Origin of the sequence: Streptomyces sp. NBC_01235 (assembly GCF_035989285.1) — a bacterium.
GTDB lineage: Bacteria > Actinomycetota > Actinomycetes > Streptomycetales > Streptomycetaceae > Streptomyces.
On record NZ_CP108513.1, the window covers coordinates 1889581 to 1906151 of the forward strand.

At 71.8% G+C, this 16571-nt stretch carries 18 protein-coding genes, 1 pseudogene and 1 riboswitch; of the genes and pseudogenes, 9 read left to right on the forward strand and 10 right to left on the reverse strand.

From position 1 onward, the window contains the following. Positions 1 to 105 precede the first annotated feature (105 nt). The 3 genes from OG289_RS07865 (at position 106) to OG289_RS07875 (ending at position 4896) form a co-directional block, all read left to right on the forward strand. A complete protein-coding gene (locus tag OG289_RS07865; RefSeq protein WP_327313283.1) occupies positions 106 to 2670 on the forward strand; it encodes a SpoIIE family protein phosphatase in 2565 nt (854 codons plus the stop codon). A gap of 67 nt (positions 2671 to 2737) precedes the next feature. Next, positions 2738 to 3988 carry a PP2C family protein-serine/threonine phosphatase gene (locus OG289_RS07870; protein ID WP_327313284.1) on the forward strand — a complete coding sequence of 417 codons (1251 nt, stop codon included), beginning with the start codon at positions 2738 to 2740 and terminating at the stop codon, positions 3986 to 3988. A gap of 173 nt (positions 3989 to 4161) precedes the next feature. Then, positions 4162 to 4896, forward strand: coding sequence for a lysophospholipid acyltransferase family protein (locus OG289_RS07875; RefSeq protein WP_327313285.1), 735 nt, complete (start codon positions 4162 to 4164; stop codon positions 4894 to 4896). Between the two features lie 96 nt (positions 4897 to 4992). On the opposite strand, the gene OG289_RS07880 is transcribed toward OG289_RS07875, so the two are convergent. The 8 genes from OG289_RS07880 to OG289_RS07915 form a co-directional block, all read right to left on the reverse strand. Next, positions 4993 to 6594 (reverse strand): alpha/beta hydrolase, encoded by a 1602-nt coding sequence (locus OG289_RS07880; RefSeq protein WP_327313286.1) that lies wholly within the window; start codon positions 6592 to 6594, stop codon positions 4993 to 4995. Positions 6595 to 6712: 118 nt separating this feature from the next. Continuing rightward, positions 6713 to 7471, reverse strand: coding sequence for an urease accessory protein UreD (locus OG289_RS07885; protein ID WP_327313287.1), 759 nt, complete (start codon positions 7469 to 7471; stop codon positions 6713 to 6715). A 1-nt stretch (position 7472) separates the two neighbouring features. Further along, positions 7473 to 8150 (reverse strand): urease accessory protein UreG, encoded by a 678-nt coding sequence (gene ureG, locus OG289_RS07890; protein WP_327313288.1) that lies wholly within the window; start codon positions 8148 to 8150, stop codon positions 7473 to 7475. Positions 8151 to 8349: 199 nt separating this feature from the next. After that, the gene (locus OG289_RS07895) at positions 8350 to 9024 is read right to left on the reverse strand and encodes an urease accessory protein UreF (RefSeq protein WP_327313289.1); all 675 of its coding nucleotides are present in this window, start codon (positions 9022 to 9024) and stop codon (positions 8350 to 8352) included. 56 nt (positions 9025 to 9080) lie between these two features. Further along, positions 9081 to 10802, reverse strand: coding sequence for an urease subunit alpha (locus OG289_RS07900; protein WP_327313290.1), 1722 nt, complete (start codon positions 10800 to 10802; stop codon positions 9081 to 9083). After that, complete coding sequence (locus OG289_RS07905; protein WP_327313291.1) at positions 10795 to 11106, reverse strand: urease subunit beta; 312 nt, start codon at positions 11104 to 11106, stop codon at positions 10795 to 10797. The genes OG289_RS07900 and OG289_RS07905 overlap by 8 nt, the downstream gene beginning before the upstream one ends. Positions 11107 to 11115: 9 nt before the next feature. Next, positions 11116 to 11418: an urease subunit gamma gene (locus OG289_RS07910; RefSeq protein ID WP_010988499.1), complete on the reverse strand. Its 303-nt coding sequence runs from the start codon at positions 11416 to 11418 to the stop codon at positions 11116 to 11118. Between the two features lie 87 nt (positions 11419 to 11505). After that, positions 11506 to 11883 (reverse strand): hypothetical protein, encoded by a 378-nt coding sequence (locus OG289_RS07915; protein WP_327313292.1) that lies wholly within the window; start codon positions 11881 to 11883, stop codon positions 11506 to 11508. A 19-nt stretch (positions 11884 to 11902) separates the two neighbouring features. On the opposite strand from OG289_RS07915, the pseudogene OG289_RS07920 reads away from it, so the two are divergent. Beyond that, positions 11903 to 12334 (forward strand): annotated as a pseudogene (locus OG289_RS07920) (ABC transporter permease); the annotation flags it as partial. 21 nt (positions 12335 to 12355) lie between these two features. Here the strand turns inward: OG289_RS07920 and OG289_RS07925 are convergent. Next, positions 12356 to 12634 carry a type II toxin-antitoxin system Phd/YefM family antitoxin gene (locus tag OG289_RS07925; protein WP_327313293.1) on the reverse strand — a complete coding sequence of 93 codons (279 nt, stop codon included), beginning with the start codon at positions 12632 to 12634 and terminating at the stop codon, positions 12356 to 12358. A 73-nt stretch (positions 12635 to 12707) separates the two neighbouring features. On the opposite strand from OG289_RS07925, the gene OG289_RS07930 reads away from it, so the two are divergent. The 3 genes from OG289_RS07930 to OG289_RS07940 all read left to right on the forward strand — a co-directional run bounded on the left by OG289_RS07930 (position 12708) and on the right by OG289_RS07940 (position 14683). Then, positions 12708 to 13343 (forward strand): ATP-dependent Clp protease proteolytic subunit, encoded by a 636-nt coding sequence (locus OG289_RS07930; protein WP_327313294.1) that lies wholly within the window; start codon positions 12708 to 12710, stop codon positions 13341 to 13343. Positions 13344 to 13350: 7 nt separating this feature from the next. Next, entirely contained in the window at positions 13351 to 13656 is a 306-nt protein-coding gene (locus OG289_RS07935) for a hypothetical protein (RefSeq protein WP_093771352.1), read from the forward strand. 379 nt (positions 13657 to 14035) lie between these two features. After that, positions 14036 to 14206: riboswitch (cyclic di-AMP (ydaO/yuaA leader) on the forward strand. Between the two features lie 3 nt (positions 14207 to 14209). Then, positions 14210 to 14683 carry a C40 family peptidase gene (locus OG289_RS07940; protein ID WP_327313295.1) on the forward strand — a complete coding sequence of 158 codons (474 nt, stop codon included), beginning with the start codon at positions 14210 to 14212 and terminating at the stop codon, positions 14681 to 14683. Between the two features lie 36 nt (positions 14684 to 14719). Here OG289_RS07940 and OG289_RS07945 read toward each other — a convergent pair whose 3' ends face one another. Next, on the reverse strand, positions 14720 to 15202 hold the full coding sequence (locus OG289_RS07945; protein ID WP_327313296.1) for an ATP-binding protein: 483 nt from the start codon (positions 15200 to 15202) through the stop codon (positions 14720 to 14722). A 213-nt stretch (positions 15203 to 15415) separates the two neighbouring features. Between OG289_RS07945 and OG289_RS07950 the strand changes: the two genes are divergently transcribed. Both OG289_RS07950 and OG289_RS07955 read left to right on the forward strand, forming a co-directional pair. Beyond that, positions 15416 to 16276: a helix-turn-helix domain-containing protein gene (locus tag OG289_RS07950; RefSeq protein WP_327313297.1), complete on the forward strand. Its 861-nt coding sequence runs from the start codon at positions 15416 to 15418 to the stop codon at positions 16274 to 16276. Positions 16277 to 16285: 9 nt separating this feature from the next. Continuing rightward, on the forward strand, positions 16286 to 16519 hold the full coding sequence (locus tag OG289_RS07955; RefSeq protein WP_327313298.1) for a DUF397 domain-containing protein: 234 nt from the start codon (positions 16286 to 16288) through the stop codon (positions 16517 to 16519). Positions 16520 to 16571 lie beyond the last annotated feature (52 nt).

A 16571-nucleotide genomic window follows, 5' to 3' on the forward strand; every position in this document is an offset into this window, starting at 1 on the left:
GCCGGGCAGGCCCCGGTTCCCAAGTGGCTCAGCCGCTGTCGTGCAGGCAGGGTGAAGATTGGGTCAGGAGGTGGTAGACCACTCTCAGCGACAGAGAGGTCGACCGTGGGCACACACGACGAGGACGACGTTGCCCGTCGGCGGTTCGACGTGGCGGATGCCGCCCCCCTCCTGCTCGACGCGAGCGGTGTGGTCAGGGGCTGGACCAGGGACGCCGAGCGGCTGCTGGGGTATGCGGCCGACGAGGCGGTGGGAACGGGGCTGGCCGGGCTGCTGACCCTGGCGGACGCCGGGCGGGTGCCGGACGTCCTCGAGCGGTGCCGTCGGGACGGCGGCTGGGCCGGACTGCTGTCGGCCCGCCGCGGGGACGGCCGGCCGATCCCGGTCATGGCCCGGATCACCTCGGCCGACGAGCCCGGCGGCCCGACACGCTGGCTGGTGCTGCTCAACGAGCGGGGCGACGCCCCCGGCTGGAGCATGAGTCGCCCGGTGCTGGAGAAGATGGTGAGCGGCTCGCCGATCGGCATCGCGATCGTGGACACCGATCTGCGCTTCGTGTGGTCGAACGCGGCCCTCGCCCGGTTCGGCGGCGGCCCGCCCGAACGCCGGCTGGGCCTGCGGCTCGCGGACGTCCAGCCCGGTCTGGACTCCGAGGCGATCGAGGCGCAGATGCGGCGGGTGCTGCGGAGCGGGGAGCCCGTCGTCGGGTACGAGCATCTGGGGCACCTGCGGGCCTCGCCGCACCGGGAGACGGCGCACATGATGTCGTTCACCCGGCTCGACGACGACCACGGCTGTCCGATGGGCGTCTACTACACGGTCGTCGACATGACCGAGCGCCACCGCGCCCGGCAGCGGCTCGCACTGCTGGACCGGGCCGGCCGGCGCATCGGCCGCAGCCTGGACATCGGCCGGACCGCGCAGGAGCTGGCCGACGTGGCCGTGCCAGGGTTCGCCGACATGGTCACCGTGGACCTGCTGGATCCGGTGCTGCGGGGCGCGGAGCCCGCGCCCGGGCGGGCGCAGGACGGTCCGTCGGGCTCCATCACGCTGCGCAGGGCGGGCCGACGGACGGCCGGGGCCGACGAAACCGACGACGACACCGATACCCCCACAGTCGCATCCCGAGCCGACTCACCCCCCGCACAAGACAAACCAAAGAACGCCCCCACCCAGCACAAGACCAGCCACCAAACAGCCACAGCCGACGAGACCGAGGGCGACGCCGGGGCCCCTGCGGTCGTGTACCGGGCCGACTCGGCCCCGGCGCGCTGTCTGGTCACGGGGCGGCCCTGGCGGGCCGAGCGGCTCACCGAGGAGTGGGGGCCGGCCGCGCCCGCCGGGGCCGAGCCGCCCAGCGCTCTGGTGGTACCGGTCCGGGCGCGGGGCACCACCCTGGGCGTCACCACGTTCCTGCGGCGCCACCGGCGCGAGCCCTTCGACGAGGACGACCTGGCCCTGGCCGAGGATCTCGTCTCGCGGGCGGCCGTCTGCGTGGACAACGCCCGCCGCTACACCCGCGAGCGCGACGCGGCCCTGGTGCTCCAGCGCAACCTGCTCCCCCGCCGGCTGCCCCAGCAGGAGGCGGTCGAGGTGGCCGCGTGCTACCGGCCGGCCGACGAGCTGACCGGCCTCGGCGGGGACTGGTACGACCTGATCCCGCTGTCGGGGGCCCGGGTGGCCCTGGTCGTCGGCGAGGTGCCCGGGCACGGCATCGACGCCGCCGCGGCCATGGGGCGCGTACGGACCGCCGTGCGCACCCTCGCCGCCCTGGACCTGCCGCCCGAGGAGATCCTCGCGCACCTCGACGACCTGGTCGCCCGCATGGATCACGAGGAGGACGTGGCAGCGGCCGCGGAGGCGGAGCCACGGGCCGACGGAACACAGGCCGTGGGGTCCGCGTGCGTGTACGTCGTCTACGACCCCGTCGACGGTCGGTGCACGATGGCCGCGGCCGGGCACCCCGCCCCGGCGGTCGTCCTGCCCGACGGCAGCGTCACGTTCGTCGAGCTGCCCCAGGGGCCGCCGCTCGGCGCGGGCGGGCCGCCGTTCGAGTCGGCCGAGATGACGCTGCCCGAGGGCAGCACGCTCGCGCTGCACACGGACGGGCTGCTGGCCCAGGGCGAGGACTGGGCACTGGACACGGACCGGGAGCGGCTGCGGCTGGCCCTGGAGCGGCCGTCGGACAGCCTCGACCTGTGCTGCCGCGCCGTGATCGACGCGCTCGTCCCGGCCCGGCCGCACGACGACGTGGCCCTTCTGATGGCCCGGACCCACCGGCTGCCCGCCGACCGGGTCGCCGACTGGGAGCTGCCCGCCGACCCGGCGGCGGTCGCCGAGGCCCGCAAGACCGCGAGCCGCCGACTGGCGGAGTGGGGGCTCGCCGAGCTGTCGTTCACCACCGAGCTGGTCGTCAGCGAGCTGGTCACCAACGCCATCCGGTACGCCACCGGACCGATCCGGCTGCGGCTGATCCGCGGGCGCACCCTGGTCTGCGAGGTCTTCGACGGCGGGGCCACCGCACCCCACCTGCGCCATCCGCGCGCCACCGACGAGGGCGGCCGGGGACTGCTGCTGGTCTCCCAGGTCACCCAGCGATGGGGCACCCGCTTCCTCCCCGAAGGGAAGATCATCTGGGCCGAGCAGTCGCTCACGGATCCCGGTGTCTGACCGGCAGCCGCCCTTTCGTCGCATCACATGAGAAAATGGCGCAATACCGGCGGATGGGGCGCGAGCCATGAACGACACGGCGATCGACTACGCGGCGGTGTTCCAGGCCCTGCCGGGCATGGTGGCACTGCTGACGCCCGAGCTGGTGTACGCGGACGCCAATGAGGAGTTCCTGCGCGTGACGGGCCGTAAGCGCGAGCAGATGATCGGCCGGCGTCTCTTCGACGTATTCCCCGACAACCCCAACGACCGGACGGCCAGCGGCATGCGCAACCTGGAGGCCTCGCTGCACCGGGTGCTGGCCACCGGAGAGCGGGACGCCATGGCGCTGCAGCGCTACGACGTCGAGTCGGTCGAGCGGCCCGGCGAGTGGGAGGAGCGCTACTGGAGCCCGGTGAACGCGCCGGTGCATGGTCCGGACGGGTCGGTGGTGCTGCTGGTGCACCGGGTCGAGGAGGTCACCGAGCTGATCCGGGCCCGCGGCAGGCGAGGGCCGGACGACGGACCGCGGCCCGCCGGCCGGGGCCGCGTCCTGGAGGCCGAGCTGTACACCCGCGCCCGTGAGCTGCAGGAGCTCAACGAGCGGCTGCGCCTGGCGCACGCCCGTGAGCGCGAGGTGGCCCTCGCCCTGCAGGAGGCGATGCTGCCGGCCGGCCGCCAGGTCGGACACCACCGGGCGGCCGTGCGCTACCGGCCGGCGGTCGGCGCGCTCAACGTGTGCGGGGACTGGTACGACCTGGTCGACCTCGTCGGCGGCAACCGCATCGGCGTGTCGGTGGGCGACGTCGTCGGGCACGGTCTGGAGGCCGCCGGGGTGATGGGCCAGCTGCGCAGCGCGCTGACCGCGACCTCACGGGTCGCCGCGGGCCCGGCGCAGGCACTGGACATCCTCGGGCGGTACGCCCATGTCGTGGACGGCGCCGAGTCGGCCACCGCGGTCACCACGTTCGTCGACTTCGACCACCACACCATCAGCTACAGCAGCGCCGGCCATCCGCCGCCCGTGCTGGTCCACGCCGACGGCCGCGTGGAGCTACTCGACCGCGCCACCGACCCCCCGCTCGACGCCCGTCCCGAGCCGGTCCCCCGCCCCGAGGCGACCACGGTCTTCGACGACGGCGCCACCCTCGCCCTGTACACGGACGGGCTGGTGGAGCGGCGGCACGAGGACATCGACACGGGCGTGGCCCGGCTCGCCGACGCCCTGGCCCGACACCGGGGCGCGGACCCCGAAACCCTCGCCGACGCCGTCCTGTTGGAGCTCCTGCCACCCGGCGGCGCAACCGACGACACGGCTCTGGTCGTGGTACGGCTGTGACGACGGGGCGCGGTACGGGGCCGGATCGGTGCCGGGCGGGCGGGCGGTACGGGGCCGGATCGGCCCGGTACCGGCCGTCGCCGCCTGCCCCTACACTGACACCCCACACCATGCCGGTTGACCTGCTGGAACACGGCGGCGAGCCGATCCGCCGGACACGAGGAGCGACTCCCTTGTTCTACTACCTCCTGAAATACGTGGTGTTGGGGCCGCTGCTGCGACTGCTCTTCCGCCCACGAATAGAGGGTCTGGAGCATGTGCCGGCCTCGGGAGCCGCCATCATCGCGGGCAATCACCTGTCGTTCTCGGACCACTTCCTGCTGCCGGCGATCCTCAAGCGCCGCGTCACCTTCCTCGCCAAGGCCGAGTACTTCACGGGCCCCGGCATCAAGGGCCGGCTGACCGCGGCGTTCTTCCGCAGCGCGGGCCAGATCCCGGTCGACCGCTCCGGCAAGGGGGCCGGTCAGGCCGCGATCCGCGAGGGCCTCGGGGTGCTCGGCAAGGACGAGTTGCTCGGCATCTACCCGGAGGGCACCCGCTCGCACGACGGCCGCCTCTACAAGGGCAAGGTCGGCGTCGCCGTGATGGCGTTGAAGGCCCAGGTGCCGGTGATTCCGTGCGCGATGATCGGCACCTTCGAGGCGCAGCCGCCCGGCAAGGTGATCCCGACCCTGCACCCCGTGGCGATCCGTTTCGGCGAGCCCCTCGACTTCTCGCGCTACCTCGGCATGGAGAACGAGAAGGCGGTACTGCGCGCGATCACCGACGAGATCATGTACGCGATCCTGATGCTGTCCGAGCAGGAGTACGTGGACCAGTACGCGGCCGTCGCCAAGGCGGAGGAGGCCGCGGCGAAGACGGAGAAGGCGGAGAAGGCGCGCAAGTTCCCCCGGCTGCCGCTGAGTTGATGCCGCCGAGTTCGCCGAGTCGACGGCTCGTCAAAATGCTTGAGGGGGCGGCCGGATTGCTCCGGCCGCCCCCTCACTGCCGCCCTGCGGGCGAGGTTACGGCTTGGGTGTGGCGTGCGGCGCGCAGGTCACGTCCGCGGTGTCCAGCCTGCCGGTGAGAAGGTAGGCGTCCACCCGGGTGTTGATGCAGGTGTTGACCAGGCCGGTCACGCCGTGGGAGCCGGCGTCCTTCTCGGTGATCAGGCGCGAGCCCTTGAACCGCTGGTGCAGTTCGACGGCGCCCTCGTACGGGGTGGCCGCGTCATTCGTGGACTGCACGATCATGACCTGCGGCAGGCCCTTGTGGGTCTTGACGTCCACCGGCGTCTGCTGCTTGACCGGCCACGTGGCGCACGGCAGGTTCATCCAGGCGTTGGCCCAGGTCATGAACGGGTAGTTCTTGTTGAGCCGCGTGTTGTCGCTGTTCCACTTCCGCCAGCTGGTGGGCCACTTGGCGTCGGTGCACTCGACGGCGGTGTAGACGGCGTTGCCGTTCTCCGAGGAGATGTTGCCGGCCGTGTCGGTCAGGTCCGGGGCGGCCGCGTCGACGAGCGCCTGGGTGTCTCCCGCGAAGTACTTGCTGAAGACCGTGGCGACCGGGATCCACGAGGAGTCGTAGTACGGGGCGCTCTGGAAGAAGGAGATCAGCTCGGCCGGGCCGACGATCCCGCCGATGGGGTTCTTCTTCGCGGTGGCGCGCAGTTCGAGCCACTTGGCCTGGACGGCGGCGCGGGTGGTGCCGAGGTGGAAGGTGGCGTCGCCCGCGGCGACCCAGTCCTGCCAGTCCTTCCAGCGGCCCTCGAAGGCGACGTCCTGGTCGAGGTTGGCCTCGTACCAGATCTTCTCGCGGGAGGGGTTGACCACGCTGTCGACGATCATGCGGCGCAGGTGGCCCGGGAACATGGTGCCGTAGACGGCGCCGATGTAGGTGCCGTAGGAGACGCCCAGGTAGTTGAGCTTCTTCTCGCCCAGGGCGGCGCGGATGACGTCCAGGTCACGGACGGTGTTCGGGGTGGTCATCTGCGCCAGCACGGCCTTGCCGCTGCGCTCGGCGCACCCGTCCGCGTATTCACGGGCGAGCTTGATCTGGGCGAGCTTGTCGGCCTCGCTGTCCGGGACCGGGTCGGCCTTCGGCGCCTTGACGAACTCCTGCGGGTCGATGCAGGAGATGGGCGCGGAGTGGCCGACACCGCGCGGGTCGAAGCCCACGAAGTCGTAGGCCTTGGCCACGTTGGTCCAGACGGGGGCCTTGGTGGTGACGCGGCGCGGGAAGCGCAGGCCGGAGCCGCCGGGGCCGCCGGGGTTGTACACGAGCGCGCCCTGGCGCTCCTGGGCCGTGCCCGTGTTGCCGATGCGGTCGACGGCCAGCTTGATCTGCTTGCCGTTCGGCTTGGCGTAGTCGAGCGGCACGGTGACCCAGCCGCACTGGATCGGCTTCTCCAGGCCCCAGTCGGCAGGGCAGTCCTGCCAGTCGATGCCGGCCTTGGCGGCGCGCTCCGCGGCGATCGCGGCGCCACGCGCCTCGCGGTCCTGCCCCGAACGGCCGCTCGTCGCGCTCGCCGTGGGTGCCGTGACGGCGCCCGCGAGCAGCGTCGCGGCGACGAGTACGCCGGCCGAGCTGAGCGCAGCGGTCCGATTGTTCGGTCGTATGTCCCTCAAGTGCGCCCTCTCCCTACCTAGTTATGGCGGCAGAGGGATCCTTGCGGCTGTGAGGCGCCTGAGAACAGGTGTTGTTGACCTTCTTTGCCAATCCGATAACCGGATAAGAAGATACCGCTCACCGGATGCCGAGTGCGGTGAGCGCCTCGTCCAGTACACGGCGCAGCCGCAGGCCGTCGGGCGCGACGGCGGTGACGAGGGCGGCTGGCCCCGCCAGCGGCATGACGCAGGCGTGTTCCCCGACGACCCGGGCCGCCACCGGCTGCTCGCCGAACTCCGGCCGCACGACGACGAGTTGGCCCACGGCGCGCTGTCCCGCGAGCACGGCGGGCCCGTCCCAGCCACCGGGCGCGCCGGGCCCGCAGGCCAGTTCCTGATCGAGGACGACCCGCCCGGCGACCCGCACGACGAGCCGGCTGGTGAGCCGACCGGGCTCCTCCCCCACCCGCCCGAGCACCTGCTCCTCGCGCAGCACGAGCCGGGCCCCGGCGTCGAGGTCGACCCGGGTCGTGACGAACAGGTCACTGCCCTTGGCCGAGATCAACTGCTCGGGCAGCCAGTCCAGTTCGCCGTCGCCCGCGACGGTGAGGCGTACGTCGTAGTGGGCCTCGTCCTTTCCCTGCCCGGGCAGGGCGATGGTGGCGGCGGCCGACCCCACCCGCAACCGGGCGCCGCTCCCGACGTCCGCCTCGACGGCGAAGCGGTCGCCGCCCAGGGGGCCGCTCATCGCCCCGACGAGCATGACCCGCGCCTCGCCGCCCGTACCCCGGGTGCGGCGCAGGGCGAGCGGCCCGTCGCTTTCCAGGACGGGCAGCGCGGTCCCGCCACGACCGTCGTCGCGCGCCCCGATCCGCGCGGTGGCGTGCACACCGCTCATGTCACGCCGTCCAGGCGGCGAGCTGCGCCCGCACCCACGCGGCGACGTCGGTCACACCGCTGTCACCACGCAACGACTGCAGGACGACGGGCAGTTCGGCGCGCTGGGCTTTGGCGTCGGCGGCCATCCGGGCGAGGTCGGAGCCGACGTACGGCGCGAGGTCGGTCTTGTTGACGACGAGCAGGTCGGCGGTGGTGACGCCGGGCCCGCCCTTGCGCGGAATGTCGTCCCCGCCGGCGACGTCGATCACGAAGATCTGCGCGTCGACGAGCCCCTTGGAGAAGGTGGCGGTGAGATTGTCCCCACCGGACTCGACCAGCACCAGATCGAGCGGCCCGACGGCATCCTCCAGGTCCTCCACGGCCTCGAGGTTGGCGGAGATGTCGTCCCGGATCGCGGTGTGCGGGCAGGCGCCCGTCTCGACGGCCGTGATCCGCTCGGGCGGCAGCACGGCTTCCCGGAGCAGGAACTCGGCGTCCTCGCGCGTGTAGATGTCGTTCGTGACAACGGCCAGGGACAGTTCGTCACGCAACTCCCGGCAGAGCGCGGCGACGGTGGCGGTCTTGCCGGACCCGACGGGACCGCCGAGCCCGATACGAAGGGCACGGCGCGAGCCGTCGGGCCGCCGAGCGTCGGCGCTGACAGCGGCGGGACCGTCGTGGGTGTGGTCGAGATGCATGGCTACGGCTCCAATTTTCAGCCCGTTGGGGTCCCCCACTGGGGGAGTTCGAGGACGAGGCCCCTTCAGGGCCGAACGGGGGTGTGGGGGCAGAGCCCCCAGGGTCGGATAGGGGTCCCCTCGCTCGAGCGAAGCCGAGAGTGGGGGAGGGAAGGGGCGGCGGGGGCGGCGGCATCCATCAGCGGCTCCGCCGCGGGCCCTACGAGGCGAACAGGCGTACCGGCCACGCGGCGTGCGCCTCCGCGCCGATCTCCGACAAGGGCGCCGACGCCGCAGGCAGCGCGTCCACGCCGGCCGTCGGCACGGCCGCACCCGCGGACACCGCCCGGTCGACCACCCGGTCCAGCTCCGGTGCCAGCCGGGCCAGTACCGCCGTCGCCTCGAACGGGTCCAGGCTCAGCAGCCGCACCACGGCCGTCGCCGGTCCGCTCACGTTCTCGTAGACCGCGCAGTACGCCGCGTCCTCCGCGCCGAGCCCAGCCGCCCGCGCGGTCAGGCCCAGCACCACCGGCTGGTGGGCACCCTTGGGGAACTCCCGTGCCAGGGCGTCCAGTTCGGCGCTCGGCCAGGTCGCCCGGGCGGCCCGCATCAGTTGCCGGCCCAGTCTCCGGGCGACCGCACGCAGCGCCGGGGAGGGGGTACGCGCGTCCGCCGCCGCGTCCAGCCGCGTCGGGTCCGCCCCGACGGCCGCCGCCGCGGCCAGCGCCGCCGCCACCAGTCCCGCCGTGTGCAGCCGCCCCCGGCAGAAGGCCTCCAGGCTCGCCGCGCCGGTGATCCGTCCGGCCTTGACCGCCTCCTCCGCCCCGCCGGAGTGCGCATGCCCTCCGGCGGGGAAACGGCCGTCGGCCAGGACCAGAAGTGCTGCCCTGCCCATCAGGAACCACCCATCAGTAGCCGCCCATCAGGAACCACTCGTCGCGAACGTGCCCATCAGAACAGGAAGTACCGCTGGGCCATGGGCAGTTCGGCGGCCGGAGTCGCCTCGACGAGCTCCCCGTCGATGTGCACGGCGAAGCTGTCGGGATCGACCTGGACGCGCGGCCGGGCGTCGTTCTCCCGCATGTCCGCCTTGGTCACCCCGCGCGTGGAGTCGATGGCGACGAACTTCTTGCCCAACTGGAGCCGTTCCGGCAGGCCGTCCTCGATCGCCAGCGGAGCGACGAAGTTGAAGGAGTTCGAGGCCGGCGCCCGCCCTATCGCGCCGTACATCGGACGCGGCAGGATCGGCTGCGGGGTCGGGATCGACGCGTTGGCGTCGCCCATCTGCGCGTACGCGATCTGCCCGCCCTTGATGACGAGGTGCGGCTTGACGCCGAAGAACGCCGGCTCCCACAGCACGAGGTCGGCGAGCTTGCCGCCCTCGACCGAGCCGATCTCCCGGGCCAGGCCCTGCGCGAGCGCCGGGTTGATCGTGTACTTGGCGATGTAACGGCGCACCCGGTGGTTGTCGGCCCTGCCGTCGTCGGGCAGCGCGCCCCTGCGCCGCTTCATCACGTGCGCCGTCTGCCAGGTCCGCATGACGACCTCGCCGACCCGGCCCATGGCCTGTGCGTCGGAGGAGATGATCGAGATCGCGCCGAGGTCGTGCAGGACGTCCTCGGCACCGATCGTCGACGGCCGGATCCGGGACTCGGCGAACGCCAGGTCCTCCGGGACCGCCGCGTTGAGGTGGTGGCACACCATCAGCATGTCGAGGTGTTCCTCGGCGGTGTTCACCGTGTAGGGCCGCGTCGGGTTGGTCGAGCTCGGCAGCACGTGCGGCTCCGAGACGACGGTCATGATGTCCGGGGCATGCCCGCCGCCCGCGCCCTCGGTGTGGTACGCGTGGATGCCGCGTCCGGCGATCGCGGCGAGGGTGTCGCCCACGAACCCGGCCTCGTTCAGCGTGTCCGTGTGGATCGCGACCTGGATGCCCGTCCGGTCGGCGACGGTCAGCGAGGCGTCGATGACGGCCGGGGTCGAGCCCCAGTCCTCGTGCAGCTTCAGGCCCAGCGCCCCGCCCCGGATCTGGGACAGCATCGCGTCCTGCGAGACGGTGTTGCCCTTGCCGAGGAACCCGATGTTCAGCGGATACTGCTCCATCGCCTCCAGCATGCGCGCGAGGTGCCAGGGGCCCGGCGTCACGGTGGTCGCCTTCGAGCCCTCGGCCGGCCCGGTGCCGCCGCCGACCAGCGTGGTGACACCCGCGGACAGCGCCTCGTCGGCGATCTGCGGACAGATGAAGTGGACGTGCGCGTCGACCGCGCCGGCCGTCAGGATCCGCCCGTTGCCGGCGATGATCTCGGTCTCCGGGCCGATGACCAGGTCCGGGTGGACGCCGTCCATCGTGTCGGGGTTGCCGGCCTTGCCGATGCCGGTGATCCGCCCGTCGCGGATGCCGACGTCGGCCTTGACCACCCCCCAGTGGTCGACGATGACCGCGCCCGTGATGACGGTGTCGGGCGTGCCGTCCGCGCGCGTGGCGCGCGACTGCCCCATGGACTCACGGATGACCTTGCCGCCGCCGAAGACCGCCTCCTCACCGGCGAGTCCGGGACCGCCGCTGCGGTCCTCCTCGATCTCGATCAGCAGGTCGGTGTCGGCGAGCCGGATGCGGTCGCCGGTCGTCGGGCCGAACAGATCGGCGTACGCGGCACGCGAGATCTCAGGCATCGAGGGCACCTCCGGTCTCCCCGCGCAGCCCGGGCACGACACGGGCACCGGCGAGGGGGACGAGTTCGACGTCGACGGGGATCCCGGGCTCGAAGCGCACGGCGGTGCCGGCGGCGACGTTCAGCCGCTTGCCGCGCGCGGCGGCGCGGTCGAACTCCAGGCCCGGGTTGGCCTCGGCGAAGTGGTAGTGGGAGCCGACCTGGACGGGCCGGTCGGCGGCGTTGAGAACGGTCAGGCCGGTGACCTCGCGGCCCTCGTTGTAGAAGACGGGCTCGTCCGCGAACAGGATCTCTCCGGGAATCATCGGGGCCCCTCAGACGATCGGGTCGTGGACGGTGACGAGCTTGGTGCCGTCCGGGAAGGTGGCCTCGACCTGGACGTCGTGGATCATCTCGGGGATGCCCTCCATGACGTCGTCGCGGGTGAGCAGCTTGCGGCCGGATGACATGAGCTCGGCGACCGTGCGGCCGTCACGCGCGCCCTCGAGGATGTGCGACGTGATGAGGGCCACGGCCTCCGGGTGGTTGAGCTTGAGCCCGCGGGCCCGGCGCTTCTCGGCGACATCGGCCGCCACGTGGATCAGCAGCCTCTCCTGCTCGTGCGGGGTCAGTTGCACGTCCCACCTCACATCCTCGCTCCGGACCGTGCGGGGCCCGGTTGCCGCGGCCACGGGGAAAAGTCCCTGGTGGCATGGATCGGCAGGCTAGTTGGACCGCGTTTCAGGCCTGTTAACCGAGCTGTGACGGATCCAGGACCCCGACAGCGGGGGCGTCACGCCCATCAACGCGCGTAGGCCGTCGCGCGGCGTCTCGACCGGCGTGGGCCCGAAGAGCGACAGCTGGACGAGGAAGCCCGGCACGGCGGCGATCATCGTGCGCGCCACGTGGTCCGGGGGCACGTCGGACCGCATCATCCCGGAGTCCTGGTGGGCGACGACGATCCGCCCCGACGCCTCACGCACCCCGCCGCAGCCCTCGTACGGAACCGCCGCCGGCTCCTCGTTGCCAAGGGTCTCCGTCCACACCTGGACGACCTCCGGCGGGACGGTGGACGCGCAAGCAAGACGAACGATCGAACCCACCTCCGCCACCCGGCGCCTGATGGCCGTCGTCCCGCTCGCTCCCGCCCTCGCCGCCGTCGCCCTGTGGGCCTTCGCCTGGCCGGCCGCCCGCACCGACCCCCGTGACCGGCCGCCCGGTGTGGCAGGACCGGCCGCCACGACGGCGCAGGTGGAACCACAACCGGCCGCACACGAGGGCGCCGTCGAGATCCGTCGCTACGCCGACGAGAGGGCCGCCCGTGACGCCGTCGAGGACCGGACCGTATACGGCGCGGTCGTCGTCACGGCCGAGGGACCCGAGCTGCCGACCGCCTCGGCCGCGAACCGGGCCGTCGCCCAGCCGCTCCAGCAGGCGGTGGCCCAGCGGCCGGCCGACAGCGGCACCCCGGTGAAAGCGGTGGACGTCGTCCCCGCCCCGGCGGCCGACCCGCGCGACTCGGCCCTCACGGCGAGCGTGCTCCCGCCGGCCCTCCGTGCGCGGCCTTCGTCATGCCTATGAGGGGTTCGCCCCCCGGTGTTCCGCCGCGATCCCGAACCGCTGCTGTTCGCGGGGAGCGGACGCGGCCTCGCGCAACGCGGAGACCGAGCTGATCACCGGCTCCTCCGCGGGCCGGTCCAGTTCGTCGAGTCGCTCCAGGTCGGCGGCGGAGACGAGGGCGACGAGGGGCTTGCCGTGCCGGGTCACGACGACGCGCTCGCCGCCGTACACGACGCGGTTGATCAGGTCGGCGAGTTCAGCCCTGGCTTGCGTCACCGGAATCTCGTAGGCCATACCCCCATTCTAACGTCACGTACATCCTGTACATTTTTTACAGATGCGCCCGACGCAGAAGGAGGGGTTTCCGATGACCCGACCGTCCGCCCGCTACGTCCTGCCCGAGTTCACCGAGCGCACCAGCTCCGGGACCCGGACGATGGATCCGTACTCGAAGCTGCTGGAAGAGCGGATCGTCTTCCTGGGGACGCCGATCGACGACACCTCGGCGAACGACGTGATGGCCCAGTTCATGTACCTCGAGTACAAGGACCCGGACCGGGACATCGCGCTGTACATCAACTCCCCTGGCGGCTCGTTCAGCGCGATGACGGCCCTGTACGACACGATCCGGTACGTCACCTGCGACGTGGAGACGACCTGTCTGGGCCAGGCGGGATCGTCCGCCGCGGTACTCCTGGCGGCGGGCACGCCGGGCAAGCGGTTCGCGCTGCCGGGCGCGCGGATGACGATCCGCCAGCCGTCGCTGCCCGAGCCCGTCGAGGGACAGGCCAGTGATCTCGCCATCCAGGCCGACGAGCTGGGGCGCACCCGGGCCACCCTGGAGGAGATGCTCGTCCGGCACACCGGGCGGACGCCGGAGCAGGTCACCGCCGACATCGAACGGGACAAGTTCCTCTCCGCCCAGGAGGCCGTGGAGTACGGCCTGGTGGACGGCATCATCCCCAGCCGCAAGGCCTCGGCCGGCGCCCACGGCGGGAGGTGAGCCGCCGATGGTGCCCGAACTGCCGCCGCTGCCCGCGTTGACGCGCGCCGAGGCCGAGCTGATCGACGGCTACCTCGACGTGGTCGACCTGCTCGGCCGCATCAACCCCGCCCACCACGGCGACACATACCGCGGGCTGCGCGCCGCCCAGGCGCTGGTGGGCAAGGCGACCGCGCTGCGTGACGCGCTGACGCTGATGCACCAGAGGGGCGAGAACGAACTGCACGCGCCGACGCTCGCGCGGGCGCTGCGCGTCCTCGACGGGGAGCGCCGCACGGCGCGCGTCACGGTGCCTCCGCTCTCCGACAGTTGAGGCGACCCGCCTGCGGCCGGACGGCCCGCGCCCCGAGCGTGCCGTCCGGGCCGGAGTTGAAACGGACCAGACGAGGGACCCCCGTTCGGCGTAGCGTGCGCTGTCTTCCCGGGCCGGTAAAAGTTGCGCAAATGGGCGCCCTTCGGGCGGAACGCAGGGCTCCACCGCTGGTCCGGGGCCCTTTGGCTGCCTTGACACCTGATCCACCATCAGGGTGTCCACCCGAACGGGTGAGTGGTGAGTAACCCCACAAATCCCCGGTTCCATTGGGATTTTCGGACATCCGTGAGCCAAGATCCCTGACTGACGACAAGCCCCCGCCACAAGCGGCGGGGCGGTCCGGGCGGACGCCGAGTCCTGCCGCCTCCCGGATGACCGGTCGACAGAAGTGCATCGGCAGGAGTGGAGGACCCAAGCACGACGGGTCGCCGGAACGGTCACGCCATGACCGGGCCGAGCAGCCCTTGGGGTGAAGCCGCGTCAGCGGCCGGGCAACTTCGCCAGCCCGAATCCGACAGGTCATCCTTCACAGGCGGCTGACGAAGGGTTGCGCATGACTGCGCTCAATCGTGTCCCGTCGCTCATGGTCCGGGCCGGTACGGCCTCGGCCTTCGCCATCGCCGCCGTGGGCGGCTCGGTCGTGGTCCCCGGGCTGGCCCCCGACGCCGCGGCCGCCACACCGGCGACGAAGGCGCTCCAGATCGCGGCGTCCAAGAAGGGCGCTCCGTACAAGTACGGGGCCACCGGGCCGAAGAGGTTCGACTGCTCCGGGCTCACGCTGTACTCGTACAAGAAGGCGGGCAAGAGCCTGCCCCGGACGGCGGCCCAGCAGTACAACAAGACGAAGCACATCTCGGCGTCGAGCCGCAAGGCGGGCGACCTGGTGTTCTTCCACTCGGGTTCGAACGTGTACCACGTCGGGATCTACGCGGGTAACGGCAAGATCTGGCACTCGCCGAAGACCGGGGACGTGGTGAAGCTGCAGAAGATCTGGACCAAGAGCGTCTGGTACGGCCGGGTCCGCTGAGCCTCCCGGGGCGGTGACGGCGCCCCTGGCGCGCCGTCACCGCCCCGGGGCCTCGCCCTCCGCCGGAGCCGCCAGGGCTCCGGCCACCGGCTCCGCAGCCGGGACGGTCCACGGAAGTTCCACGGTGACCGTCTTGCCACCCTCCCGCGTGGGCCGCACTCTGAGCTTGCCGCCACGTTCGGCGGTCAGCCAGCGAATGATCACCATGCCTCGGCCGTTGTCCTGCTGGACGGCGGCCGGCAGTCGTTTGGGGAAGCGTGGGTGGCTGTCGGTGACGCCGATGCGCAAGTGCTCGTCACGGTCGAGGACGAGGTCCACCGTGAAGGTGGGCGACTGCCCGAAGGTGTGCTGTACGGCGTTGGTGGCGAGTTCTGAGACGATCAGCCGAACGGCGTCGGCCGCCTCCGTGTCCGCCGCCAGACCCCACTCCCCGAGGGTCACGGCCACGAAGCCGCGGGCCGTGGAGACCGAGGCGGGATCGCTCGGCAGAGTGACGGATGCTTCCAGGTGATCTGCCATGGCGACGTCGTCCCTTTCCCACGGGACCGAGGTCCGACACGGTGCGTGTGGTTCGAGTACGGTCCCGGACTGGTGCTTCTTCGCCAGACTGCCATTGCCGCACCGGTCACGAGTGGCGATCCACCAAGATATGCATATATCTGTCGCTCAATGCGGTGAACTCTGCCATGGCAGAGCGTATTCGGACGGCCCGTAAGGAGTAAGGAGGAGCCCATGCAACACGGTCCCGCGGTGCGCCGCCGGAAGCTGGGCGCCGAACTGCGCACTCTGCGCGCCCGGGCGGGCCTCACCAGTGGCGAGGCGGCCCGGCTCGTGGGCTGGCACCAGTCCAAGGTGAGCCGCATCGAGACCGGCACCAGTGGGTCAAAACCGGCCGATGTGCGTTTACTCCTGGACGCCTACGGGGTGGCCGATCCGCAGCTGCGGGAGCTGATGCTGGCGCTGGCCGGCGCCGAGGAAAGCGGCGGTCGGGACCACTGGTGGCACGCCTACCGCGGGGTGCTGCCGCCCACCTACCGGGACTTCATCAGCCTGGAGTCCCAGGCGAGCGCGATGCGCACACTGGAGACGAGTGTGGTACCGGGCCTGTTGCAGACACCCGAGTACGCACGCGCGGTGACCAGCGCCGCGGTGGAGGGCGTCGACGAGGAGCAGCTCGACGCCCTGGTGGAGGTGCGGCTGGCCCGACAGGACGTGCTGCGCGCGCGACCGCCGCTGGAGCTGAGCGCGGTGCTGGACGAGGCGGTGCTGCGGCGGGAGGTGGGCGGACCCGAGGTGATGGCGCGTCAGCTCGGTCGGCTCGTGGAGGCCGCCCGGCTGCCCCAAGTGAGCCTCCAGGTCCTGCCGTTCGCCGCCGGGGCGCATATCGGCGTAACCGGCCCTTTCGTTATATTCTCATTTTCGCGCACTTCTGATCTGGATGTGGTTGTTCTCGACCACTTGACGAGTAGCCTCTATCTCGAACGGAAAGAAGACCTCCAGGCCTACACCGAGGCCTTCAATGCCCTTCGGGCGCACGCCCTTTCGCCCGGGGACTCATCGGATTACATCGCCGCGATAGCCGACGGCGCGTAAGGAGGCACCATGTCCGCACTACCGCGGAACGTACCTTCCAGTACCGATCCCGACGATCTCCCGGAAGCGCGGTGGCTGCGCAGCAGCTACAGCACGGGAGCGAACAACTGCGTCGAGACGGCCCGGCCGGCCTCCGGCCCCTGGTCCGGCCTGCTCGCCGTACGCGACTCCAAGGACCCGGCCGGACCCGCCCTGCTCTTCTCCCCCGAGAGCTGGACGGGCTTCACGGCCGCGTTCCGCTGAGCACACCGCAGTACACACCGCAGCAGTCGGCAAGCGGTGCTCAGCGGCGACC